At 41.9% G+C, this 26,046-nt stretch carries 22 protein-coding genes; 16 read left to right on the top strand and 6 right to left on the bottom strand.

What is annotated here, in order from left to right; genetic code table 11:
• Nucleotides 1-136 precede the first annotated feature (136 nt).
• From BC643_RS21020 to BC643_RS20985, 8 genes are all read left to right on the top strand, one after another.
• Nucleotides 137-2,083 (top strand): FRG domain-containing protein, encoded by a 1,947-nt coding sequence (locus BC643_RS21020; RefSeq protein ID WP_120275247.1) that lies wholly within the window; start codon nt 137-139, stop codon nt 2,081-2,083.
• 212 nt (nt 2,084-2,295) lie between these two features.
• Complete coding sequence (locus BC643_RS21015; RefSeq protein ID WP_147377296.1) at nt 2,296-2,727, top strand: tetratricopeptide repeat protein; 432 nt, start codon at nt 2,296-2,298, stop codon at nt 2,725-2,727.
• A gap of 160 nt (nt 2,728-2,887) precedes the next feature.
• Complete coding sequence (locus BC643_RS21010; protein WP_120275245.1) at nt 2,888-3,757, top strand: hypothetical protein; 870 nt, start codon at nt 2,888-2,890, stop codon at nt 3,755-3,757.
• Nucleotides 3,758-3,889: 132 nt separating this feature from the next.
• Complete coding sequence (locus tag BC643_RS21005) at nt 3,890-4,315, top strand: hypothetical protein (RefSeq protein ID WP_120275244.1); 426 nt, start codon at nt 3,890-3,892, stop codon at nt 4,313-4,315.
• Between the two features lie 142 nt (nt 4,316-4,457).
• Nucleotides 4,458-4,751 carry a hypothetical protein gene (locus BC643_RS21000; protein ID WP_120275243.1) on the top strand — a complete coding sequence of 98 codons (294 nt, stop codon included), beginning with the start codon at nt 4,458-4,460 and terminating at the stop codon, nt 4,749-4,751.
• Nucleotides 4,752-4,804: 53 nt separating this feature from the next.
• Complete coding sequence (locus BC643_RS20995; RefSeq protein WP_120275242.1) at nt 4,805-5,584, top strand: hypothetical protein; 780 nt, start codon at nt 4,805-4,807, stop codon at nt 5,582-5,584.
• A 122-nt stretch (nt 5,585-5,706) separates the two neighbouring features.
• Complete coding sequence (locus tag BC643_RS23555; protein WP_211338162.1) at nt 5,707-6,759, top strand: leucine-rich repeat domain-containing protein; 1,053 nt, start codon at nt 5,707-5,709, stop codon at nt 6,757-6,759.
• A gap of 381 nt (nt 6,760-7,140) precedes the next feature.
• A complete protein-coding gene (locus tag BC643_RS20985; RefSeq protein ID WP_120275241.1) occupies nt 7,141-8,343 on the top strand; it encodes a hypothetical protein in 1,203 nt (400 codons plus the stop codon).
• 112 nt (nt 8,344-8,455) lie between these two features.
• Here BC643_RS20985 and BC643_RS20980 read toward each other — a convergent pair whose 3' ends face one another.
• On the bottom strand, nt 8,456-10,606 hold the full coding sequence (locus tag BC643_RS20980) for an AsmA family protein (RefSeq protein ID WP_120275240.1): 2,151 nt from the start codon (nt 10,604-10,606) through the stop codon (nt 8,456-8,458).
• A 185-nt stretch (nt 10,607-10,791) separates the two neighbouring features.
• Here BC643_RS20980 and rlmD point away from each other — a divergent pair, with 185 nt between their 5' ends.
• From rlmD to BC643_RS20955, 5 genes are all read left to right on the top strand, one after another.
• A complete protein-coding gene (gene rlmD / locus BC643_RS20975) occupies nt 10,792-12,207 on the top strand; it encodes a 23S rRNA (uracil(1939)-C(5))-methyltransferase RlmD (protein WP_120275239.1) in 1,416 nt (471 codons plus the stop codon).
• A gap of 53 nt (nt 12,208-12,260) precedes the next feature.
• The gene (yaaA, locus tag BC643_RS20970) at nt 12,261-13,028 is read left to right on the top strand and encodes a peroxide stress protein YaaA (protein WP_120275238.1); all 768 of its coding nucleotides are present in this window, start codon (nt 12,261-12,263) and stop codon (nt 13,026-13,028) included.
• Nucleotides 13,029-13,269: 241 nt separating this feature from the next.
• Nucleotides 13,270-13,887 carry a GTP cyclohydrolase I FolE gene (gene folE / locus BC643_RS20965; RefSeq protein WP_120275237.1) on the top strand — a complete coding sequence of 206 codons (618 nt, stop codon included), beginning with the start codon at nt 13,270-13,272 and terminating at the stop codon, nt 13,885-13,887.
• Nucleotides 13,888-14,180: 293 nt separating this feature from the next.
• Complete coding sequence (locus tag BC643_RS20960) at nt 14,181-15,008, top strand: hypothetical protein (RefSeq protein WP_120275236.1); 828 nt, start codon at nt 14,181-14,183, stop codon at nt 15,006-15,008.
• A gap of 84 nt (nt 15,009-15,092) precedes the next feature.
• Nucleotides 15,093-18,275 carry an ATP-binding cassette domain-containing protein gene (locus BC643_RS20955; protein WP_120275235.1) on the top strand — a complete coding sequence of 1,061 codons (3,183 nt, stop codon included), beginning with the start codon at nt 15,093-15,095 and terminating at the stop codon, nt 18,273-18,275.
• Here BC643_RS20955 and BC643_RS20950 read toward each other — a convergent pair.
• The 3 genes from BC643_RS20950 to BC643_RS20940 all read right to left on the bottom strand — a co-directional run bounded on the left by BC643_RS20950 (nt 18,272) and on the right by BC643_RS20940 (nt 22,079).
• Nucleotides 18,272-19,390 (bottom strand): MBL fold metallo-hydrolase, encoded by a 1,119-nt coding sequence (locus BC643_RS20950; protein WP_120275234.1) that lies wholly within the window; start codon nt 19,388-19,390, stop codon nt 18,272-18,274. The two genes, BC643_RS20955 and BC643_RS20950, sit on opposite strands and share 4 nt — an antisense overlap.
• An 82-nt stretch (nt 19,391-19,472) precedes the next feature.
• Entirely contained in the window at nt 19,473-20,882 is a 1,410-nt protein-coding gene (locus BC643_RS20945; protein ID WP_120275233.1) for a PQQ-dependent sugar dehydrogenase, read from the bottom strand.
• 66 nt (nt 20,883-20,948) lie between these two features.
• Entirely contained in the window at nt 20,949-22,079 is a 1,131-nt protein-coding gene (locus tag BC643_RS20940; RefSeq protein WP_120275232.1) for a lactonase family protein, read from the bottom strand.
• A 124-nt stretch (nt 22,080-22,203) separates the two neighbouring features.
• Here BC643_RS20940 and BC643_RS20935 point away from each other — a divergent pair, with 124 nt between their 5' ends.
• The 3 genes from BC643_RS20935 to BC643_RS20925 all read left to right on the top strand — a co-directional run bounded on the left by BC643_RS20935 (nt 22,204) and on the right by BC643_RS20925 (nt 24,015).
• Complete coding sequence (locus BC643_RS20935) at nt 22,204-23,034, top strand: NHL repeat-containing protein (RefSeq protein ID WP_120275231.1); 831 nt, start codon at nt 22,204-22,206, stop codon at nt 23,032-23,034.
• A 25-nt stretch (nt 23,035-23,059) separates the two neighbouring features.
• Nucleotides 23,060-23,296, top strand: a complete 237-nt coding sequence (locus tag BC643_RS20930; RefSeq protein WP_120275230.1) for a CDGSH iron-sulfur domain-containing protein — start codon at nt 23,060-23,062, stop codon at nt 23,294-23,296.
• A 134-nt stretch (nt 23,297-23,430) separates the two neighbouring features.
• Nucleotides 23,431-24,015 (top strand): hypothetical protein, encoded by a 585-nt coding sequence (locus BC643_RS20925; protein ID WP_120275229.1) that lies wholly within the window; start codon nt 23,431-23,433, stop codon nt 24,013-24,015.
• A gap of 37 nt (nt 24,016-24,052) precedes the next feature.
• Here the strand turns inward: BC643_RS20925 and BC643_RS20920 are convergent, their stop codons facing one another.
• Nucleotides 24,053-24,841 (bottom strand): hypothetical protein, encoded by a 789-nt coding sequence (locus BC643_RS20920; protein WP_147377295.1) that lies wholly within the window; start codon nt 24,839-24,841, stop codon nt 24,053-24,055.
• Between the two features lie 161 nt (nt 24,842-25,002).
• On the bottom strand, nt 25,003-25,935 hold the full coding sequence (locus tag BC643_RS20915) for a hydrogen peroxide-inducible genes activator (RefSeq protein WP_120275227.1): 933 nt from the start codon (nt 25,933-25,935) through the stop codon (nt 25,003-25,005).
• Nucleotides 25,936-26,046 lie beyond the last annotated feature (111 nt).

Here is a 26,046-nt window from a genome sequence, read left to right as displayed (position 1 = left end):
GTGGTACGCCAACTGCGGATTCTCGCATCGCAGTTCCGTGTCCTTCGGACAGGAACGCTCTCCGAAATCCGCCCCGACAACATGTACCAACCGTTATGCGCAAGCTAAATAAAAGCCTAGATTCAAGAAATAAACCATGATAGATTCTCAATTTTATATAGACTTATTACAAGTTATCGCTTGTTTACAACAAGATGAAGACAGTTGTATTTCAAAAGTTCAAGATTTTAAGTATGGACATGTAAATGGATTAGACGGAGAACGTAACGTGATTGGAATTGAAAATGGTGTGGCATTTTTAAATGAGGTTTACAAAACAGAAAAGGTTATTACAAAAGAAGCTTTCCCTCATTACAAGATAAATCCATTAATCAAACATCTCGGAATTGACGTTGAAAGATATATTGCAGTAAAAATGCCTTCTGTTTCTGTCTCTGCAGTACCAGAAGGCTCTTTAGTTAAGAATTCAAATCCTTATTTAGGTTTTAAAACTAGCTATTTATTTATGGCAAAAACATGTATGTCAATTGATAGGATTATAGAGTTTCAAACTCACATTCTTGAAGGATTAAAACCGATAAATGATTTAGTAAAAAAATATGAGGCTCAAGGTGCGGGGAGACCTACACTTTTCAACGAAGGATCATATAGGACATATTCAACCACGCTATCTGCCTACAATTCTAGAGCAAATGAAATAGGTGTATTAAGGCGATTTTGGGATGAAGATTTACTTAAAAGAAGTGAGAAATATTCAAAACAAATAAATACTCCACAATGGCAAGTTAAATCAAGTGAATTGAATCAAACAATAAATTCTAAAGAAAATCAAAAACTCCTGAATAAATCATTTGGAAACGATTCTGCCAAACTAATAAATGATGGAATATTCTACTTAAAAGAAGAACAGTTTCTTGATTTTAATCTAGTAAACTTTGCATTAGATGGAGCCCCAAAAAACCTTAAGTATATAGATGGACTTGTTAAAGATGTAATTTTACCTCGTGAATCAACAATAAAAGATGACTTTATTATTGATTCTAAATATCAAAACATATATGGAATACCTCATGTTTCAGGAGTTGCGTTATACGGCCAATATGGAAAATCTAAAACATCCATAAATCAAAACTTGGGTTTTATAAGAGCAAATCGAAATAGAATACCAAAATTAATATGTAATGACATAACCCAACTTAACTCCATTATCGATTCAGTTAAAGCCGAAAATAAAGATCTCGAAATTTATTTTCGAGGTCAGAATAAGCATTGGGATTTAAACCGTTCAGAACTAACGAATGAATTATTATATGGTCAAACTGACATTGAAGAGTTATCATTACCAACATCAGCTTCAAGGGAAAACTTTGACTTTGATGGATTTTCTGCAATTCTCCAATTCCAGCTACAAGGCTTAATTTATTCTAAATTTGAAAAAGAAAAATTTGATAAACTCGATAAGATATGGCCATTGTGGGGGAATTTTAGCCCATATGAAAACATTGAGATAGACAAAAAGCATGAAGAATTTAGGCGTTTATATTATTCTTTTGAATGGGATTTAATGACTATGGGATTAGGCCAACATTATGGTATTCCAACTCATGGTTTAGACATTACTTCAGATATCAATGTCGCACTTTGGTTTGCCACAAACCAATACGACAAATACGAAGAGAGGGGCAAAGAGTATGCTTGGTATAAGCCTTTAAAAAGAGAACATAAAGCCAAATTATCCGATTATCCGGTTATCTATATAATTGGAACAAAAAAGGGTTTGAAAAGAGACTTGGACCAAATCGAGTTTATTGACATTAAAGCAGAGCGACCCAAACGACAGAAAGCTTATCTGCATTACGGTGGATTTGGTTTGCATTCTAATATATGTGCAGAGGATGTCATCGCCGCAGTATTTTTAACTGAGGATTTCAAATTTAAACAATGCTATACTACAGATTATTTATTTCCAAATCATACTGATGACCCTTTTTATAAAGCGTTATTAGAACTTAGAGATAGTGCTATTTCAGAAGGTTTGAATGAAGGATATAGCAAAATAGTAGAATATAAACCGAAAGAATAAAAGCCAGCGCATAACATTTTGTATAAGTAATGGCAGGCAATGTCGTAAATATCAAAGTTTGTAGCCCGCTCAAACTACGTAGCGGTTTGACAGGAAATTACCACGCAATCTGCCACTACTCATACAATTTTCCGTTACCGCCAATTTAATTCAGTCTGTCTAAGGAAATCAGAATGATAAGGTCAATTCTCATAGTAATAATTTCACTCTATTTGACAATTCCAGTTGCATGTCAAAATGCTGACTCATTGCTTCTAATAAAGGCTAAAATTGAACTTAAAAATGGGAACTTTTCAAAATCCAGAGATTATGCAGAAAAAGTCATTCAGACTAATTTGACTAATTCTGATGCGTACATTGTTTTAGGACAAGCATATATAAGCTCCATAGACTCTTGCTTTAAATATGAATTTGATAAAGGAATGGTATATTGTTTAGCTGTTCAAACGTTTGAAAAAGCAGCTTCATTGACAACTGACAGCGTTAAAAAATCTAACGCTCTGAATCTTGCAAAACTATATTCGAATTACTTTTTTGACCCTTCAGTTTATCATCATATAGATTGGCCCAAAGAAGGAGAAGAATTTTTAATAGAAAACTGGATAAATAAAAAAACAATTGTCCATTACTACAAAATAAAATAAAAACTGGCGGTAACATTTTGGAATATTGCATGGCGGGTGTCCGAGGGTGCGTGGCTTTGCATCCCGCGTCAGGTCTTCCTTCGGTCGACACTGACCCTCGCCGCAATCGCCACGCAACATCCAATTTTCCGTTGTAGGGCATGTTAAAAACACAGAGACAATGCAGATTATTAAAAGTATTTTGATAATATTATTTGCAGTTCTTTTTTATACTGACTGTAAATCACAAGGAAATATTGACTTTCAATCTGAAAATGATTTTAAAAATGCCTTACATGGTACTTGGATACTAAAATCATATCGAGATTCAATTGAGAAAGGACAAACTCCAGCAATGATTCATGATTTACTCAATGGTATAAATAGATTTTACTACAATCCAGGAAAAAAATATTCAAATATTTTTCCGCAGGATTCGAGCTATTTTGTTTTTATAGACTCAAAAGAGAACTTTATTCAAATGGGTTATTCAATTAAATTTGATTTAAAGAATGACTCTGTAACAATAATTGAAAAGGATATATCGAGTTATTATGATACTGTTGATAAAAAATGGAAGGACAAGTTTATTGGTCCCAAAAATATAGGCAAAATAAGTATTTCGACTTATAATAATGACACGTTAATGAGTTTAAGTACTATCGAAAATTCACAAACAAATGAAATTGAGCTTATAAAATACGTTGATTACGACCAATTGATTAATAATAAGTTTATTGACGGAACTTATTATGTTGAGAATGATACAACTAAATTAATTTGTTTTTCAAGTAATGGCTATGTTTCAGGTCTTGTGAATCTTGACAAATCATTATTTAAAGCAGACCAATACTATATTTCTGTTGGTTATTTTAGTGACAATAGAGACAATTTGTGTTTTCAACGAACAGGACATGAATCAATTTTCCCTTGTTTCTATTGGACTAAATTAGGTAATGACTTAATACTTGAAAAACAGACAATAAACAAAGATAAAATTGATTATAAACTGATAAAAATAAACACGCCCTACAACATTTTGTATAAGTAATGGCAGGGAACGTGGTAAATATCAAGGTTTGTAGCCCGCCCAAACTGCACAGCGGTTTGACAGGAAAGTGCTACGCAATCTGCCACTACTCATACAATTTACCGTTGTAGGTAATTTTAAAACCCAAATTGAATGAATATAATTTTCGCAAAACTTTTCGAGGAATATAGACGAAAGAATGACTTACCAAAGTTCAGTATTACACTGTACATAAGTGCTGTTTACTTCTTTCTGTCATTTGCAATACTATTGCCAATTAAAACATTCATTGACAAGAAAGTATTTAAAGGACAAATAGAATATGAAAAGTCTACAATTATGATAGTTGTATTCGGACTCATGGCTCTCATCTTGTTCTTTGTCTATCAGATATTCATTAAAAATGAACGAATCTTCAAGTTAGAGGAAAGGTATAAAAGAGTAAAAATGAATAAAGCTCTTCTATACCTTATTGTTGTTCTGACTCCTTTGACACTTCTTTTATTGGCAGGTTTGATAACGGTCTTCCTAAACGGTGGGAAAATATTGGAAAATGAAATTAATGGATTATTGGAATAATAAAAAACTACCTACAACACGGTACATATTGCAGGGCGGGGTTTGGTGGTACGCCAACTGCACCAGCCTTGCGCAGGCGGGGAAATCCGCCCCGAGAACTTGAAAGTGAGTGTTAGTGGTAACTATTTGAAAACAAAAAAAAATGAATATTCCAGGTAACCAAACCACGCAAGAGCAAAGGAAACAAAGAAAAAAGATAATAATCGGGGGACTATTTTTGATTTCATTTCTAGTTCGTCTTTTCCTGACTGATTTTGAACTTAAACCAAGCTTTTTGACTGCATTGGTTCAACTGTTAGCATCTGGGATCCTAAGTCTTGTTTTCGTTCAGTTTCGCAGTAAATATTTTGAAACTGACTTTGAGAATTGGTGGATAGGATTTTTTGTAACTCTGCTGATTCTGTCGATAATATCGACTGTATTGTTCGACTTATAATGAACAATCCCCCCCTAATTCAAGCAACAATAGAAATCCAATTTTGAGCGATTATGAGTGAAAAATATACTTCAATCGTAATTTCAACAGCATTAATGTCCTTGATTTTTGTGCTTTTCGGTAAGTATTACCCAGTGAAAAAGTCCAAATATCAATCGACAAAACCGATTGGAGAACTGAGAAAGGAATTTTGGAAATTTGATATCTTGACGCTTCTTCTATTTTTTTCTTTAACTCCGATTTTTGTGATAATACTATACAATTTTTTGGGCTGGGTCTCTGATATAAGATTTTCTCAAGCGAGTGACAATGGATACCTATTTATACCTGAGAGAATAATGTGGCTTGTTCCGGCAATATTTGGTGGACTTGGATTGTCTGCATCCGCCTATCTGAAACTTCAGAAAATATTATTACAAGACCGATATAATGATTACGCAGCTTATTCAAGTCTTAAATATGGATTTGATGCTGATAAAGTCTCAACCTTCGTAATTAAATTCCTAATTGTTTTTGTGACTGCCTTTTTTATCCTGGCAATCAATTATTATGCGTATTTCGACAATGATAAAATTATAATCAGTGATTTTTTTCAACTCACAGAATCAAGATATGAATACAAAGATATCGAGGCCATAAAATCAGTTGATAAATTGATAGCTCCGAATGGTAATGTCGTGATTGATAAACATTATATAATTGATTTTTCAGACTCATATAAATGGAGTTCAAGACAAGGTGGTAACTCAAATTATAAGAAAGACACCGAAATGATTAATTATATTTTGATTAAAACAGGATTAGAACTTAAATATTTAGAATTTGATAAATAAAGCCACACCCCCGCTACCACGCGAATCCATTCTCTTGGTCTTCAAAAACCACACAATACAATCGTGCAGCAGAAAAGGGACGTCTATACAAATAGCAAGAAAAACAACCACAAACAACCTTCATGAGCTTCAAAGAAATAAATGAGACATTAGGAAGATATAATTTGAGTAATAAAATCTCAAAGCGAGAGATTAAGAAACTTGCAAAGATTGATAAATTATCGGTAATCCAATTTGTTGACCCAGTAACTGATAATTCTATCTGGAAAAACATCGAAACTTATTTATTAAGTGAGAGACCTGATATTGAATTGAGAGTTTTTGGGCACTATGGAAAGGAATGTGATTTAAGTTTTTTACAATATCTCCCATCCACAAAGAATTTTTCGGCTGATTGTTTGATGGAATGCAACAACGTTGAGAATATTGCACTGCTTGAAAATCTTGAAATTCTTAGATTGGGGATTTTTAACTTGACAAGTTTTGAATTTCTAAATGATATCTCCCCTAAGTTAAAAAGTCTGTTTATCGGACAAACCAGATCAAAAAAGCCAAATATTTCTGTGATCTCAAGATTTAAGGATTTGGAATATGTTTACATCGAGGGACAAAACAAAGGTATTGAGGCAATTTCTGAGTTAGGGAACTTGGAAAAGATTGTATTGCGATCCATCTCGTCTGAGAATATTAATTATTTGAAAGGCCTCAAGAAACTTTGGTCTGTAGATATTAAACTTGGTGGAATAAAAGATTTCAGCGCATTGACAGAAATGAGAGGAATTAAATACCTCGAATTATGGCAAGTGAGAAAATTAAGTGATATTGGTTTTATTTCGAAACTTACTGATTTGCAATATCTCTTTTTACAATCTCTACCAAATATTGAAAAAGTACCTGATTTATCTGCAAATGAAAAATTAAGGAGAATATATTTTGAGAATATGAAAGGACTGAAAAATGTCGATTCGTTAAAATATGCTAAGTGTTTAGAGGAATTCATTTGCGTTGATTGTTCAAATCTTCAACCAGAAGATTTAATTCCTGTTCTCAAAAATAAAACGCTTAAATCGGTACTTACTGGATTTGGAAGTGATATGAGAAACAGAAAGTTTGAGGAATACATGAATGAGTATGGGAAGACTCGATATAATCGCACAAACTTTGAATATCTATAAATTACTCCCTAGCTGGCGCGGATTTAAAATCCTTGCCTACCGGACCTTGTTTCTCAAGGCACGCTTTACAAAAGCGCGCCAGCAACCTGATCAAATGATTAGGACCTTGCAAAACCAGTTGATCGTGATCAAATGATAATTGGTTTTTATTCACTTTTCCTATTTTTTATACCATAATTTTAAAATCAGATTCATCAATTCTTTGTCAGTTTTTAGCTCCCAACACCTTCATTTGCAAACCAGCGATGGGCTTCTTGGCCTTTAAAATAAGGGAATTGAATCTGCAATCTGTAGAATTGGATCCGCGTGGTTAATGAGAGAATTTAATGGGTTTTACTATTTTTGGCGACATAATTAATTTTACACCCCTAAAAGAGTGATATGAAAAAAATGTTGAGCTTGTGTGCCTTTTGTTTGATGTACACATGGGCATTTGCGCAAATTGAGTTCATTCCCGGTTATGTACTTAAGGCCGACGGAACCCGCACTGAATGTCAAATCGAAGATAAAGAGTGGCGAAACAGCCCCGATCTATTTAACTTCAAAATAGGCGACAAGTTGTTTAAGCAGTCGGCTAGCTCCGATTCGATCATAGGCTTTGGGATTGAAGGTGGTGCCCACTACGTGAGGTACGCGGGCGAACTCGACCAATCGTCGGATGTATTATCTTCTGTATCATCCGATATCGAGCCGGAACTACACCAGGTGACCGTTTATTTGAAAGTGTTGCTGCAAGGAGACCTATCATTGCTGTGTTATGACCGACAAGGAACTGTACGTTACCTGTACCAACGCGCGGGCGAGATGCCTGTCCCCTTAGAATGGAAAATGTACTATCGGGATCAGCAAATTTATTACAACAATCGCTTCCGCAAACAATTAAGCGCCGTCCTGAATTGTGATGCGATTGTGCCGAAAGATTTATACCACATTGCCTATGAGGAAAAAGCCTTAAAGAATATTTTCGCTCGCTATAATACCTGTGTCGGAGCTGAGGTCGAAACCTACGAAAGGATAAAAAAAGCGAATCCATTTTACATTTCGGTTATCGCTTCGGGAAATTATAATTCGTTTAATATTGAATCTGGCTTGGATTCACAGGTAAGTGCTGGACCAGAACAGTCAATTGGCGCCAGCATCGGAATAAATTTCGAGAAGTTCCTACCCTTCAATAAAAATAAATGGGCAATTATTTTTGAACCGGTCTTTGAATACCTAAAATCGGATCTATCAAACGATTATCCAAATAACAGAGTGGATTATGAGGTGGACTATAAGGGAGTCAGCCTGAATGCTGGTCTCCGTCACTATTTCTACCTGCGAAACCAAAATGCTTTGTTCGTGAATGCGGCATGCGATTATAATTTGGCGCTTGGTAGTAAAATAGTCTGTACGGCCCAGGACTTTGAACTTGAACTTGGAAATGTTCCTCGCTTTTCGCTTGGGATTGGCTATCACTGTAACAAACGGGTGAATGCCGAACTTCGCTACTACACCAATCGAAATCTAGCGAATGGTTATACCTACTGGGTAGCAGATGTGAAAACGCTTTCGTTTGTTTTATCATACCGCATCAAGGAATAACAGCAAATCCCCCCCTCGCTGCCGCACGAACCTTTCATATGGTTTTTAAAGCCACATGATGCGATCGTGCGGCAGCGACCCAAAAAGAAATTGAGACGGAAACCGTTCTCTCCTACTTCAACGAAACCTCCACCTTAAATTCCGGGCGACGGATTTCGTCGGGCAGATTTTCCAGGTCGGCAATGCCCACCAGTACATTTTCGGCCGGAATTTGTTGTTCCGCAAAGTAGTCGGTAATCATTTTATTTCGCTTTTGCAGCAGTTCTCCAAATGCCTCGTTAACCTGGCTGGCCGGAATATATTTGGAGCATGCCACTTCCACTCCCAGCGAATCGGCTGCTGGTAATTTCGAGGTCAGGAATTGCTTGAATTGGCTATCGTCATCGGCCGGCAATTCAGTCACCTTCTGTTCGGCCATGTAGTTGTTTTTGGCCAGTTTCACCGCCAACTTTTCCTTTTCCAAATCAGCATTGGTCCGCTGGATGAAACTCACCAGCAAGTCCGGTTTCTTCTGCATGATTTTGGTCAGTGAGCCCAATGTTTGCAGCTCGTCATTTGTCAGCGAATCCTGCAGGTACGCCAAGTTCAGGTACTCCAGTTTCTCGGGATTGGTGCCCACCAGGCCAGCCATGGCTTTAAACGGCGACAAAGCTGCTTTGGACAACACATTCACAAAAGCTCCCCAAATCAATTTTCCCACTTTGAACTTCGGATCATTCGTAGATCCGCTCACCGGCATATCAATATCGATGTTATCGTTGGCGTCCTTCATCACATAAAGTCCCAGACGAATGGGAACCTTCACGTACGGCTTGTCGCTGGTTTTCTTCCCAAACTCCAACTCGCCCACATGAATGGTATTTTGATTGCTCAGCTTGCCGCCACCCATTTTCACCATCAGGTCGTAGTTGAACCAGCCCTGCGTAAATGGCGAAGCAATGTAATATTCCGAATAAGGTGAAAAGCTCACCAAATCTAGGTTCTTCAACTGCGCATCCAGGTAAAAGTCGTACATGTCATTCAGGTTCAAAGTCGTGCTGCCTTTAATGTACCCGGTTTTATTGATGGTCGATGAGAAGGTAATCGGAATATTGCTCGAACTATCCGACAGGTTTTGGATGTTCACATCCAAATCAGACAAATCAATCTGGCACTTGCGGTTCAGGGTATTGTCCACAAACCGGAGCATCCCCTTGTTCACAATCAGTGTGTCAATCGAGTACGAAGTCGTTACATCATCACCCTTTTCCATGGTAATTTGCACGGCCTGCGTGGTATCTTCTTCAAACATGGGCGCAAAAAACTGCTCCATATTGGTTTTCTCTTTTCCACGGGTCACTAACAAGTTGGGCTCGTCAATTTCGATCGATGAAAAATCGAAGGCAAAGGTTTTCAGGTTTAACGACTTGATGCGGGTCCGGATTTCAGGCACCGACAGCAGCGTTTCTCCCTGCCCGTCAATCACCGAAGCATTGGTCATTTTCCCCGAGCCGGTGATCTGCACATTCATCAGATCGTCAAGATCACCCATAATCTGAATCTGCGATGTCAGCAAACCATTCAGTTCCTTCACATCCATATAATCGGTCAGGTAATTGCTCACCCGGTTAATCTGCAAATCGGTTGTGTTGATGTCAACCTCGTAATTCTGCGCCTCGTTGTCAACCACAGCCTGAATTTGCACCAGTCCCTGGTCGCCGATACTGAACTCGGCCCCAACGTTGGATTTCTTGTTATCCCAGGCAATCAACGGCAACTCAAAATTAAGGTTGGTAATATTAATACGGTTATCAACCGGCTGGTCGTACAGGCGGATTTCGCCATTGGTCATACTCATATTATACAGGCTGAAACGCACCAGCTCGTCGGCTTTTTCCTCCGTCACCAGCGTGGTGTCCGACTCCGGAATCAGGTCATCGAAATTGTAGCCATCCGCGTATTGCTGAATGCTGACCATCGGGTCCACCACCGAGATCTTCGAAAAAGAATACTCGCTGTTGAAGAGTTTCCAGGGGCTAAAATCAACTTCAACCTGCCGAACCGACAAGAAGCTGTCGACCGCATTCTTCTCGTACATCACAATGTCGCTGGCCTTTACCGCCACATTGAAATAGTCGAAATGCAGTTCCCCCACATTCACTTTACGGCCAATCAATTCTTCGCCGTTTTTATTGATATAACTCTTGATAATACTTGAAAGGAAGAACAAAACAATCGCAACGAAAAGTACGATTCCGCCCAGAATCCAGTAACGTTTTTTCATGACTCTTAAAATAACCGTGTATATGACACAAAACTACAGAATTTATAACGAACTTGTCATACCAAACCCGTTACTTTTCAGTTGAAGTAGCTTAAAATTTCACACTGATAACTGCTATCGACAAACAGCTCTTTACAGTTTTTCGTTTCGTTGATTTCGCTATTTTTGCAAAAATTTTCAATTCAATGGGAAGAAGCAGAAAAAACAAGCCCTTGTACGAGGCTGTTGAGATTACCGATATTGGCGCCGAAGGCAAAGCCATTGCCCGTGTAAACGACATGGTTGTATTTACCACGCACGTTGTTCCGGGCGACATCGTAGATTTACAGGTGACCAAAAAACGAAAAAGTTACATGGAAGCACGTGTGACCAATATCCGCGAAAAGTCGGCCGACCGGCAGGAAGCTTTCTGCGCGCACTTTGGAACCTGCGGTGGCTGTAAATGGCAGTTTCTTCCGTACGAAAAACAATTGTACTACAAACAAAAGCAAGTGGCCGACCAGTTGCGTCGATTGGGTCGGATTGAGTTGCCGGCGATTTCACCGATTTTAGGATCGGCTAAAAATACATTTTACCGCAACAAGCTCGAGTTCAGTTTTTCAAACAAGCGCTGGCGCTCGTTCGAAGAGATGGACACCGACGCCGAGCACTTGGAGATGAATGCGCTGGGATTCCACATCCCCGGCTTATTCGATAAAATCATCGACATCGAAAAATGTTGGTTGCAGCCCGAGCCTTCGAATGCCGTTCGGAATTTCATTCGCGAGTACGCGCTGAAAAATAAGTTGAGCTTTTTCGACATTCGTCAACAAGAAGGTTTCTTGCGCAACATGATTGTCCGCACCGCCTCCACTGGCGAAAACATGCTGATCGTGGTTTTCTTTTATGAAGACCTGGAAAAACAAAACGGGTTGTTGGAGGCCATCGCTGCCCAGTTCCCTGAGCTGACCTCGATCATGTACGTCATCAACCAAAAGCCCAACGATACAATTTCGGACCAGGAAATTATTCCGTTCAAAGGTCCCGATCATATTTTTGAGGAAATGGAAGGTCTGCGATTCAAAATCGGGCCGAAAAGTTTTTACCAAACCAACTCGGAACAAGCTTACGAGCTTTACAAAGTTACCCGCGACTTTGCCGAGTTAAAAGGCGACGAAGTGGTTTACGACTTGTATACCGGAACCGGAACCATTGCCAATTTTGTGGCTAAAAAAGCCAAACAGGTGATTGGAATTGAATATGTACCGGAAGCCATTGAAGACGCGAAAGTGAACTCGGGCATCAACGAACTGGGAAATACCCTCTTTTATGCCGGCGACATGAAAAATGTACTGAACGAGGCTTTCATTGCCCAACACGGCAAACCGGATGTGATTATTACCGACCCGCCACGCGCCGGTATGCACGAAGATGTGGTGAAGACGATTTTGGCTGCAGCGCCCGAAAGAATCGTTTATGTCAGTTGTAACCCGGCGACCCAGGCCCGCGATTTGGCACTACTGGATGTCGATTACAAGGTGACAAAAATTCAACCGGTTGATATGTTCCCTCATACTCATCACGTTGAAAATGTTGTTCAATTAATTCGCAAAAATCGATAAACTTTGTATTTTCCATTTTTGTTTGTGTTATTAAATTAAATAGAAAAGGGAAAATGATTGCAATTATTTCGCCGGCGAAATCACTTGATTTCGAGACAAAACCGGCAACAGACAAATACTCGGAAGTAGATTTTTTGCCGGAATCCGTGAAGATCAATGCGAAGCTGAAAAAGATGAAAGCTTCGGACCTGATCAAAATGATGGGAATTTCGGCCAAACTGGCTAACCTGAATGTTGACCGCAACCTGATGTGGGAACCGCCGTTCACGCCTGAAAATGCCAAGCAAGCAATTTTGGCCTTCAACGGAGACGTTTACGACGGCATCAATGCGCAGACCTTCAGCAACGAGCAGTTTGATTTTGCACAAGATCACATCCGCATTCTGTCGGGGCTTTACGGATTATTGAAACCACTGGACTTAATTCAACCTTACCGTTTGGAAATGGGGATCAAACTGCCGGTTGAAAAAAGTAAAGATTTGTACCAGTTTTGGCAAGCAAAAGTCACCAAACAGGTGAACGAGCTGGTTGCTCAAAACAGCGGCATGCTGGTGAACCTGGCATCTGCCGAGTATTTCAAAGCGATTGATCAATCAAAATTCAAGGGAAAAATTATCACCCCTGAATTTAAAGACAATAAAAACGGCACCTATAAAATCATCTCGTTCTACGCGAAAAAAGCGCGCGGTATGATGTGTCGTTTCATGGTTGAAAACAAAATTACCAAGCCGGAAGAGTTAAAGGCTTTCGACATGGAAGGTTACTATTACAACAACGAGCTGTCAAAAGGTGACAAGTGGATTTTCACCCGCGACCTCTAAGAAAAGGTTCATTCGTCATTAAAGGTCATTAAGTCATTCATTGAAATTATTTTTATCCAATGACTGCCTAAAGACAAGCGAGTGACCTTCGACGAGTGAGTGTTGTAAATACAAATTCAGCATACAAGTCGAGATCGGTAATGAACCTGCAGGGATTCGAAGCACATTCATTCCCGCAGCTTGCGAGAAACTTCTATCTTTGCAGGTTCAAACCTGATTTTCAGGATACAGATTTTAAAACATGGAAGATTCATACAACGGAGAATTCAGCGGCTACAAGCGCATCGACCGGTTCAACGAGTCGGTAACAGAACAAATCAGCGAACATTACACCGGCATCATCAAGTTGCTGGGTGAGGATGTTGAACGGGAAGGACTGCAAAAAACACCGCTTCGTGTTGCCAAAGCCATGCAATTTTTGCTGCAGGGTTACGAACAGGATCCGGAAGCCATGATCCGCAAGGCCATGTTTAAGGAAGATTACAAACAAATGGTCATTGTGAAAGACATCGAAATCTACTCGATGTGCGAACACCACATGCTGCCGTTTATTGGCAAAGCGCACGTTGGGTATATTCCCAACGGATACATTACCGGGCTCAGCAAAATTGCCCGCGTAGTGGATGCCTTCGCCCGCCGGTTACAGGTTCAGGAACGCCTGACCAGCCAAATAAAAGACTGCATCCAACAAACACTAAACCCGCTTGGAGTGGCTGTGGTTATTGAAGCTCAACACTTGTGCATGCAGATGCGCGGCGTACAGAAACAGCATTCCGTAACGACCACCTCCGACTTTACCGGAGCATTTGAACGGGTGGCCACACGCGAAGAATTCATCCGCCTGATCAGTTCGAAATAGCAATTTCCGACTTTCATCTTTTTCAATTCCAAGAGGTCTCTCCAATTTCCCGCGGTGAGAATCCGATGCCGTGTTCGCAATTCCTAAGATTTCCAATAACGGCGGGAGGTGCAGCGCCCTGAGATTGCCAATAAATTTAACTTTCTCAAAAAATCGGGTTCATTTTTCAACGGGCAATATTTTTATATTATTTTTAGCACAAAATCGCAGACAGGTGGAAAAATTTTAGCCTGAAAAACGAATGCGGTTAAAAAAAACTAAGTTGTCTTTGAGGATTTTATAAACTATCACCAATGAATATGAAAAGAACATACCACCTTGTATCTCTGGTACTTTTAGCTGGATTCTTATCCCCCGTATTTCAATCCTGTACCGGTAAATCTCCTAAAAAAGATTCTGCGCAGGTTGCTGAAGAAGCAATCAAAAAAGAAATCGAAGAATATGCTTATCCGTTGCCTTCAACTTTCGAGGTGACTAACATGCTAAATTCCATTGAAGCAAGTTACATTGTAGGTATCGCCAACGAGGCTGACAAAGCCGACAGCTATTTCACGGAAAAAGACAAAGCGATCAACCTGGGTATTTACACGGCTGATTTGGCTTACGCAACCACTTACAACCAAAAACCTGAAGTTCAGGCTTACTTTGGTTCAGCCGAAAAGCTAATTCGCGACCTGGATTTCACTTCTGCTTTCGACGAAAATCTTCCGGATCAAATTGAAGAAAACCTGGACAACAAGGAAAAACTGGTGACGATTGTTACCGACATGTTCCAAAATGCTTATTCTTATTTGAACAAGCAAGGACGCACAGAAATGTCGTACCTGGTGTTGACCGGTTCGGTTGTTGAAGGATTGTACCTGACTTTACACATCTCTGAAAACACCTTCCAAAATCCTAAGATTCTGGAAGCAATCATTTTCCAAAAAGGCGCCTTGGCTGACCTGGCGAAAATGATGGAACCGCTGAAAGATTCTGAAATGTTGGCTGGCGCTTACGCCGATATCCAAAGCATCAACGCTATTTATGCAATGGAAGAAGGCTCGACTGCAATGACCGAAACACAAGTACTGAAACTGACTGAAACTGTTGATCAGATCAGAGCAGCATACGTTCAGTAATTCAATTCGAATTGACAAAACGATAGGGTTTTTGTAACCGCTGCTTACGGCTACAAAGACCCTATTTCGTTAAAACTCTCCCCCATGTACGAAGGTATAATTGAAACTCTGGTTAAACTATTTGCGATTATAACGGATTACAGAAACCGTTTGTCATCGGAAAATATGGCCCTGGTTGAATCCTATTTAAAAGAGAATTTCAACCGGGAACTGGTAGACAAATACCTGACCATGTACCGCGATTTCGTGACGTACTACCACGTCGATCACCGCGAGTTTTTCTACAAGGATGAAGGCGAGGGAGAGCGTTTCATCAACAAAAAATACCTGACACACATCTGTACCGACATCAGTTTCAACTACGATCTGAATGTGCGGTTCATGATTGTCACCCAACTTTTCAACTTCATCAACAAAGCGAAAGGTCTGAATATTGAAGACCTGAAGATGGTACACATTGTCGCCATGGGGCTGAATATCAACCCTAAGGAATACGACAATTTTTACCGTTTCGCGCTTTTCTCCATCAGTAAAGTCAAGGAAAAGAGTTGGCTGTTTGTGGTGAACGGCACAGAAGAATACGAGCACAAAGAGGTAAAGCATCTGTACCGCGAAAACCAGAAAGTTGACATCGAATTCATCCGTATTCCGAGCATCAACACCCTGTTTTTCAAATATACAGGTCCGCGAAACCTGTACCTCAACGGCCACCGTTTGGTGAACCAGCGCCTGTACATTTTCCCACCGGGAGGCGTGCTGAAAACCTCGCGAATTATCCCGATTTACTATAGCACGGTGATGACCCGTTTCATCCAGAATGTGGGTAAACCGATGATTGTTTTCAATGCTGAAGCGGTTGAATACCGGTTTAACAAGCGGGTTTACGGTTTGCACGAGCTGAGTTTCCAAGAACGGTCGGGCGACCTGGTTGGGATACTCGGAGGAAGCGGCGTGGGTAAAACCACTTTGCTGAATGTACTGAACGGAAAACTAAAACCAAGCGGTGGTAAAATTACCATCAACGGCTACGATATTCACGACCCGGAAAACGAAGATAAGCTGACCGGGGTGATCGGCTACGTACCGCAAGACGACCTATTACTGGAGGAGCTGACCGTTTACCAAAACCTCCGGTTCAACGCCCTGTTCTGCTTTAGCGACGCCGACGACGAAAAAATTGAACAAATCATTGAGCAAACCCTCACCGATTTTGATTTGGTGGAAGCGCGCGACCTGGTTGTCGGCAACCCGCTGAAAAAGATTTTGAGTGGTGGCCAGCGAAAACGCCTTAACATCGCACTGGAGCTGATGCGGGAACCGTCGATGCTCTTTGTTGATGAACCCACCTCGGGACTGAGCTCGGCCGATTCGGAAAAGGTGATGTACCTGCTGAAACGGCAATGTTTGAAAGGCAAACTGGTTTTTGCCAACATTCACCAGCCGTCGAGCGACATCTACAAACTGTTCGACCGGATCATTGTCATGGATAAAGGCGGACGCGTGGTTTTCTTCGGGAACCCGATGGAATCCATCACTTACTTTAAGCACCAGGCCAACTACATCAACCCCGACGAGAGCGAATGTTTGAGCTGCGGTAATGTGAAAACCGAACAGCCGTTGCGCATCATCGAGGCTCGCATGGTCGACCCCTTCGGAAAGAGTATTCGTCGCCGAAAAGTCTCTCCGCAGGAATGGTACCAGAGCTACCGTGAAAAGGTAGAGCCTCGGGTAATCGACTTCATGAAAGCCAACCCGGTGAAAAAGGAAAAGTTCCCCGATGTGCTCTTCAAAAAGCCGAAATGGTGGACGCAATTCAAACTGTACCTTCAGCGCGATTTCGCGTCGAAACGATCAAACCGCCAATATTTAGCGATCGCTCTGCTCGAGGCACCGATTTTGGCGGTTATCCTGGGATTTTTCACGAAATTCTCTTTCCAGGGCAAATATATCTTCAGCGAAAACGACAACATTCCGGCCTACCTCTTTATGAGTGTTGTGGTCGCACTGTTTATCGGGCTCAGCATTAGCGCCGAGGAAATCTTCAAGGATCGAAAGATCCGTAAACGGGAAGAGTTTCTCAACCTCAGCAAAGGCGCCTATTTTGCGTCCAAAATCATTTTACTATTCTTGCTGTCAGCCTTCCAGGTATTGACCTTCGTGCTGGTCGGGAACTATCTGCTGGAAATCAAAAGCCTCACCTTCGAAATGTGGGTGATTCTGTTTTCAACAGCCTGTTTTGCCAACCTGCTCGGTCTCAACCTCTCTGCGGGTCTGGACTCGGCTGTGGCCATTTACGTGATGATTCCGTTTTTGCTGGTACCACAACTACTTCTGAGTGGCGTAATCGTCGACTTCAACAAAATGAATTACTCCATTGCCAGCTACGACCACACGCCGTTAATTGGCGATGCCATGGTTTCGCGCTGGTCATACGAGGCTTTGGCGGTGAACCAATACACCAACAATTCGTACCGAAAGCATTTCTTTGACCAGGAACTGGAAAAGAACTCCTGGGGATTTGCCACTTATTATTTCCTCCCCGAGCTTGAAAAGCTGGTGAATGCGCATAAAAGTTTGGAGGAAGCCAACAAGACTGATGAAGCCGACCTGCTGAAACCATTGTTATACAATTCATTTTCGCAGGTCAACAGTGTTATGCATCCGTCGGATTCAATTTTTGCAGCGACCCAATTGCTGCAAGAAAACGCAGCGGATTTGCCCTATCCGACACTCAAAGATTACCTCGCATCGGCGAAAAAGAGGTATCAAAAAATTTACAACGAAGCCAATGATGCCCTAAATGCCAAGTACGAGTTACTTCTCCAAAGTTTCAAGGGTGACTCGGAAAAGCTGCAGGAATTCAAAGACAAATACACCAATAAGAAATTGGAGCTTTTGCTCCGCGACAAATATTCGCAAAACAAGATTTACATCTCTCAGAATCTGATTCATCAGGGTGATGAGCCGATTTACCGGTTACCATTTGAAAACAACGGGCGCGCACATTTTTACGCGGCTTACAAATTTGTTGGCCCGCTAAAAATACCGACAATCATTTTCAATGCACTCTTTATTTGGCTATTCACCGCACTATTGGCCGTGACCTTGTATTTTGATGTTTTGCGTAAAGTGCTGACTGCGATCCAACGCTGGAGAGAAACCCGTCAGGCCGAATTGCGAGACCGGATTTTCTACAACCCGATGGCATTTATGAAATCGGATCGGAAACGAAAGTTCCGCCAGGCACCGACGCAAAAAACACCTTAAAGCACCCGCCACCAACGATCGGCCGGCAGCTTTTGATCCAACTGGAAGGATTCACCGATTCGTGGGGTAGCAATCCAGGTCGAATCATTTGCGGCTGCTTTCAACAAGCGCTCTACCGGCTCTTTCCATGGGTGGATGCTCAACTTAAATTTGCCCCAGTGGATCGGTAACAGGACTTTTGTATTTAAGTCCAAAGCTGCCTGGTAAGTTTCCTCGGGAGCCATATGAATTGATGGCCAGTACTGGCTGTACTGTCCGCACTCGAGCATCACCAAATCGAACGGACCGAATTTCTCACCGATGGTTTTGAAGCCGGGATAATAGCCGGAATCTGCCCCGAAGAACAGTTTCTCATTACCGCCATCAATCACCCACGAAGCCCACAAGGTTGTAAAACGGTTATTCAGCCCACGACCGGAAAAGTGCCGGGCAGGTGTTGCTGTCAGTTGAATTGAATCAGCAAAACGATAGGATTCCCACCAATCCAACTCGGTAATCCGCTCCGGTTGAATTCCCCAGCGTTCCAAATGGGCACCAACTCCCAAAGCCGTCACAAACGGAACTGAAGCATCTTTCAACTGCTTGATGACATCGTAATCCAAATGATCGTAATGATCATGCGAAATCAACACCAAATCAATCGGCGGCAATTGATCTAACCGATATTCCTCGCTGAAATCAAACGCTTTTGTTCCTAAAAACGAAAAGGGTGACGTACGTTTCGAAAATACTGGATCAACTAATATCCGCTTCTGATTGATTTCAATAACCAGCGTTGAATGTCCCAACCAGGTTATTCGGGCTTTTTGCGGAGCCGCCCCAAAATTATCAGAGCTTAACGGCTCAACCGGAATTGGCGCCGATGGAACAAGATCTCCTTTACCAAAGATGAAATCACGCATCACTTTGAAAAAAGGCATATCATCCGACTGCACGGCCGTTTCAACAGGATTCCAGAATTTGCCATCCCGATAGTTCGGTGATTGCTGAATGCGAGCCAAACGTTGCCCGCTACTTTTCCCGCCAAATGAGGGATTCAGTTTGATCGCCAGGTAAACACCAAGCGATAAAATGACTAAAACGATGACACTCCAAAGAACTATTTTCCAAATCATTTAATTTCGTTTTTTGCAATAAAAAATGTCAGGCCGGCATCTCGCTGACCTAACATTTTCATCTATTTATTTTTTCAATATCTCAATTTACGGGAACCAGCCTCAGTATCTTGCCGGGATTTTCAATAGCGACGTAAACATAGCCATCCGGACTCATCTCTACGTTTCGCACACGGCCGATACCTTCCAGTAACTTTTCGTGATGCGTCACTTCGTAACCATCGAGCACAACGCGTTCCAGGTACTGAAAGCGAAGTGAGCCAATCAGAATGTTATTCTTCCAGGCCGGATACAGATCTCCTTTTACAAAGGTCATGCCGCAAGGCGCAATCGAAGGCACCCAATAAGTCAGTGGCTGCTCCATCCCTTCTTTCTCCGTGATATCGGTAAATTTCGTTCCGTTGTAATTGATACCGTACGAAATAACCGGCCATCCGTAGTTTAGTCCGGGTTTGATTAAATTCAGCTCATCGCCGCCCATTGGTCCGTGCTCCGTTTCGAAAATCTCACCTGTTTCAGGATTCATGCAAGTTCCCTGCGGATTGCGATGTCCGTAAGAATAAATGGACAAAATTGCACCCGGCGTATCAATAAACGGGTTGTCCGGCGGAATCGATCCGTCTTCCATGATCCGGTGAATTTTCCCGGCATGATTGGCCAAGCTCTGCGGATTTTCGTCACGATTGCCGCGATCGCCAACACCAAAGAACAGGTAGCCGTTCTTATCGAATTCGAGCTTGCTTCCCCAATGCTGTCCGCGATCAGAGTCCGGCGTTCCGTTGAAAATCACTTCCTGATCAACCAGGGTATTTCCGTTCAACCTAGCCCGCATCACATTCGTGCAGCCTTCATTTTTATTATCCTCGGCGTAACCAGAATAGGTAAAATAAAGCCAGCCATTGTTTTCGTAATCCGGGTGAAGTTCCAGGTCGAGCAATCCACCCTGCCCTTTCACCATAATTTCAGGCAGCCCGGTGATCTCCTGCAATTCACCGTTCGTTGTAAAACGGTAGAGTTTTGCTGCACGCTCCGAAATCAACAGATCGCCATTGGGCAGAAACTCCAGGCCCCAGGGGACATCCAATCCGCTCACAACCGTGTCAACGATGAACGCCTGCACTTCCGACTCCACCTTATCGTTACCGGAAAGAGCCGGCTTCAGCTCATCTTTATTTTCCGGCAACCCATTTATCACGTAGCTTGCCAAAGCTGAAATTTCCTCCTCCGAGAAAGTCACTTCAAACGCCGGCATTCCCATCTCTTCACGACCATTCGTAATACTGTTGATCACACTTTCCATGTTGTCGCCATACATCCAATCTTTCTTTTCAAATTTTTCCAGTTTGAATCCATGGCAACCAGCACAATACTGCTGATAGTTCTTAACAGCCAGTTCATGCTCTGCCTTGCTCAACTGCCCGTTTCCATTCGAGCAGCCCGCAAGCAAAAACACCACTGAACAGACAAAATAATAAGCACGTAATTTCTTCATATGGGTCGTCTTTTAGTTGTTCAAACAAGCAATCAACTAAAAAGTTAAGTCGGAAACGACTAAAATTTACTCAGCAAAAAACTGCAGACAAACCGGGCTCGGTATTTCGTAATTCTTACCCGTAAATGTTAGCTTTCCGGTTTCCGGATCGCGGCTGAAAACGGTGACATTGTTACTGCGCTGATTCGCCACCAAAAGGTATTTTCCGTCGGGCGAAAGGGCAAAGTTGCGTGGCCAGTCACCCTGTACTGATTCATTTTGAATGAGTGTAATTTTTCCGGTTTCCAAATTGCGTTCGAAAACGGCAATACTGTTCAAGCCTCGATTCGAGCAATAAACAAATCGATTATCCGGGCTCAGATGAATGTCGGCCCCCGCTTTGATGCCATCAAAATCATCCGGCAAACTGGACGCTGACTGAATCACCACATAGTTGTCACCTTCTTTCTTCAACACGTTGACAGCCGAAGCCATTTCCGTCATCAGGTAGATAAAATCACCTTTGGGAGTATAAGCAAAATGGCGCGGACCGGCACCACCAACGACTTCAACATAAGGCTGTTTCGCCGAAACGTACTTTGCTGAATCCGAATTGTAGGTGTAAAAGAAAAGCTTGTCGAGTCCTAAATCAGCAGTCATGATTTCCGAACCATCGAAACTAAACTGAGACGAGTGCGCGTGTGGCCCTTGCTGGCGGGTGCTGTCGGGGCCGCTTCCGATGTGCTGAATCAGTTGCGGGGAATCTTCCAGTGAACCATCAGCTTTCACTTTGTAGATGCTGATACTACCGCTTGTGTAGTTTGAAGCCACCACCGTTTTTCCATCCGGAGAAACAGCTACATGACAAGGGTGATTTCCCAGCGTTGCCACCTGGTTTAATTTGGTGAGACTACCATCCGTTTCGATTTTGTAGGCCGTAACCGATCCGCTGTCAAGATGATTGTAGTTGTCAACTTCACTCACCGCATATAAATTCTTTTTGTCCGGCGAAATGATGATGAAGGAGGGATTCTCAAGATTTGGAGTAACGCTCGAGTAGCTCAACTCTCCTGTTTCGGGGTTAAACAGGTAGCGATAAATACCTTCACTATTTTCGACCGAATAAGTTCCGATGTACAAAGGAACTTCTTTTGTTTGGGTTTGACAGCTGGTAACCAAAGCCATCAAAACAACCAATCCGAGTGCATAAATTTTCATTTGTATCTCTTAAAATTAAGTATGTTTCAATTCCATCGCGTAAATTTGTTGAACTCAACACAGCTTTCTGCTGAACAGACCATTCAATCTCTTGTTTAAACAAGTAAACTTAACAAGAAACAACATGAAGCCCAAGTATCTTTTAGTCCTCCTGTATTTTATCACGATTTCTTTTCAGGCAAGTAGCCAAAAATTGGTTGAAGTTTGGCGTACCGGGCCAACACTAAAAACTCCGGAATCGGCTCTTTACGACCCAGCGAGCCAAATAATCTACGTAGCCAACATCAATGGGAATCCAACAGACAAAGACGGAAATGGTTTTATCTCGCTGCTCAATCCCGACGGCACCATCAAGCAGTTGGAATGGGTTACCGGTTTAAACGGCCCGAAGGGAATGGCAATTTTTGACGGGAAGCTTTATGTTTCCGACATTGACCAGCTTGTTGAAATCGATATTGCTCATGCTAAAATAGTGAAGCGTTACCCGGCACCCAATGCCATTTTCCTGAACGATGTAGCAGCCTGTCAAAATGGGATGATCTTCGTGTCCGATAACCGCGCGGGGAGAATCCACGTGTTAAAGGACGGTAATTTTTCGGTTTGGCTGGAAGGCGATGATTTCATGCAAACCAACGGCCTGTACACCGAAAACGGTAAACTTTATGCCGGATCTGAAGTGTTGAAAGAAATCGATATCAAAACCAAAACAATCAAAGTCATTCAAACAGGTTGCCAGGGAATTGACGGCCTGGACAAAGACGAACTCGGAAACTTTGTCTTTTCGAATTGGGTAGGAAGAATCTTTTACCTCGAAGACGGCAAGCTAACAAAGATGTGGGATTCCACCGCCGAAAACCTGAATACGGCAGATGTCTTCTACGCGAATGAACTCAAACTCCTGTTCGTTCCAACTTTCTTCGACAATCAAATTATTGCATATAAAATCGAACATTAATTAGGAACCTTGAAAACAGACGATTATGAAAAAAGGAAAAATTGCTGAAAAAAGTCCTGTAATGATGGAAATGGAGCCAGGTACTTACTGGTGGTGCCGTTGCGGTTTGAGTAAAAACCAACCGTTCTGCGACGGTTCCCACAAGGTGACCGATTTCACCCCGATGGAAGTAAAAATTGACACCAAACGCACCGTATTTTGGTGTCGCTGCAAACAAACCGACAACCCGCCGTTTTGCGACGGCACCCACAAAACTTTATAAATCGATCATCGAAAAGGCGAAAAATCAGAACTTTCGCCTTTTCTTTTTGCATTATTTAAAACTCCGAAAGGCTTTTTAAGATGAGCGGCTTTTTAGATTTGCTAACTTGCGGCCTTAAATCAAGAGTCCATTTCATGAAAAAATATTTGCTCGTAATATTAGCAACTGCTTTGTTTCCTTGTGTCCTTTTCGCCCAGGAAGAGATTGACGAAAGCGGTTTCTTTAGTCCGGAATTTAACTGGCACATCGGGATTCCTCCCGGATTCACGAAAGTTGATCCGGAAAGCTGGGATCTTCAAAAAGGCATTCAGGACAGTTTGCAAGTGGACTCAATTACCTTGGCAAACGCGCCTAAAACGATACTGGCGTTCAAAAGCAACGACTACAATTATTTTGAATCGAACTGGCAACCATACAATACCAAAGTGCGCGGTGACTACAACGACCACTGCCAGGCTGTGTCGAAACAACTTTACCACACTTTTGCCGAGCAGATACCCGATGCACAAATTGATACGGCCTCCAGTGTGCAGATTATCGGAACACTGGAATTTAAAAAATTTGTGTTGAAAATGACTTTACCGAACGGAGTTACCCTGAGTTCGCACATGTACAACCGGTTGTTTGACGATAAAGAATTTTCGGCCAACTTGTTTTACACGAATGATGACCAGGGAACCTTGCTGATGGAAGCCTGGCTGTACTCCCGCTTCGAATAAAAAAAGAAAGCTGCCCTTTCGGACAGCTTCTCAGCATTTATTGTTTGTGTAAGGTTATCACCTTTTTTTCATCACCGGACTTGATCGAGATCTTTAACTCAGATCCGCTTTCGTTGGCAACTCCGCTCCATTCATCGCCGTTGGGTTGAACAAATTTAACCGTGTAGATCCCGGTTAAATCCGAAGGGGTCAAAATTGCAATCTCCTGCATTTTGTCGTAGCCCAGCGAATTGCTATTCAGTACAATCAGTTTGCGGTCGCCGTTTGGTGAACTCACGTAATCAACCAAATAGGTGTCGTCGTAATAAATATTTTGGGGCGTGTAGTCTTCGGTAACAGCGTTTTCTGCAACAACGGGTGCGGCAACTACTTCAGCTTTTGCCACCGGCGCCGGACTGGTGGTTGACTGCGGTTGGTCAAATTTTACGGCCGGCATTTCGTTCAAATCTTTCAAGGCGTCTTCAATGGCTTCAGCATAACCCGGACGATATTCTTTCGACATTCCGGAGCCAACGCCCGTCCAAACAACGCGATTCATGCAATCCTTCAGCGTAATCGAAACCTTGTTTTTTAACAACGAATTCTCCTTGACAATCTCCGCATTCAGACCATCACAGTAATTGGTAGGTCTGTCCGGCCCTTCAAACATGCAAACAATCGACTTCGCCGACAGCGCTTTTTGCAAAGAAGAACAAACGCCGTAGGGATCAATTCCCTTTCCGATTTCGGGAGCTGTTGTCGGAATGATTACATATTTATATGTTTCTTGCGCGGAGATCGTCATAACGCTGGCTATGAATGCTGCCAGCAAAAAGATTCTTTTCATATTATTGCTTGAGTTTTAATTTATTGTTAATCGGAATTTCAGACTGGTTATTTAGTTGTCTCCTCTCCGTTTGATGCAGACCAAACTACTAATTTTTTAGCTGGAAAACGAACCTAAATCGCTAAATGTACAGCTTAAAAAACAAAATTACCAATCCCAAATCAGGTCCATTTTACCCGCGCAACGTTGGTGTTTCGTTTGAATGTTGAAGGGATTCCGGCAACGATCGATTTTCGCAAATGATCGAGCAATACGGAGCGTGTAAAACTGTGATGAGCCACCAAGCTTATTTCGCGGGTGAGCTCCGGCGCTTTAAACCGACGAACGAGATCCCGATCGATTTGCTCGTTCACCGACAACTCCGGGATTAACGAATAGCCCATATCGCTACGCACCATATTTTTAATAGTCTCGATCGATCCGCTTTCGAACGACAGCCCCGGATGCGCCGCCGCTTTTGTTTGCATACTGCAGATATTCATCACCTGGTTCCGAAAGCAATGTCCTTCGTTGAGCAGCCACAAACCGTCTCCTACAATGTCCTTCTGATCCACGTATTCCTTTTCCAACAAAGGATGTCCCGGGTTTGCATACACTAAAAAGGGTTCGTTGAACAGCGGAATTTCTTTGATCGCGTTGTCGTCAACAGGCGTAGCCATAATTCCCATCTGAATTAAATTACTTTTCAAACTGGTGATAATATGCACGCTCTGCATTTCCTTGATCTCCAATTTTATTTTGGGATGTTCATCGCAGAATCGCCGAACAAACCTCGGCAGCAAATAAGGAGCAAGCGTCGGGATGATACCCAACACAAAACTTCCTTCCAATTCATCTTTGTCAGTATTAACAATTTCCTTCAGCTCATTCACCTCCCTTAAAATCGACCGGGCTTTTTGAATGAACTTCTCCCCCATTGGCGTTGGCTGCAGCGGGTGTTTGGTGCGATCAAACAAGGTCAAACCAACCTCCTCTTCCAGTTTTTTAACCTGCAGCGTCAAGGTTGGCTGGGCAACCAAACAACTTTCGGCTGCCTTCACAAAGTGCCGATGATCATCAAGCGCCACAATATAAGCAAGTTGCTGAATTGTCATTTATTTTATAAATATTCTATTTCTATTATTTATTTGATAAATATATTGAATTCCGGGAATTTTGTTCTACGACAAAGCGAAAAAGAAACAAACAATACAAATAATAACATT

It is taken from the genome of Mangrovibacterium diazotrophicum, from assembly GCF_003610535.1.
GTDB classification, from domain to species: domain Bacteria; phylum Bacteroidota; class Bacteroidia; order Bacteroidales; family Prolixibacteraceae; genus Mangrovibacterium; species Mangrovibacterium diazotrophicum.
This window is presented reverse-complemented; position numbering and strand designations above follow the sequence as displayed.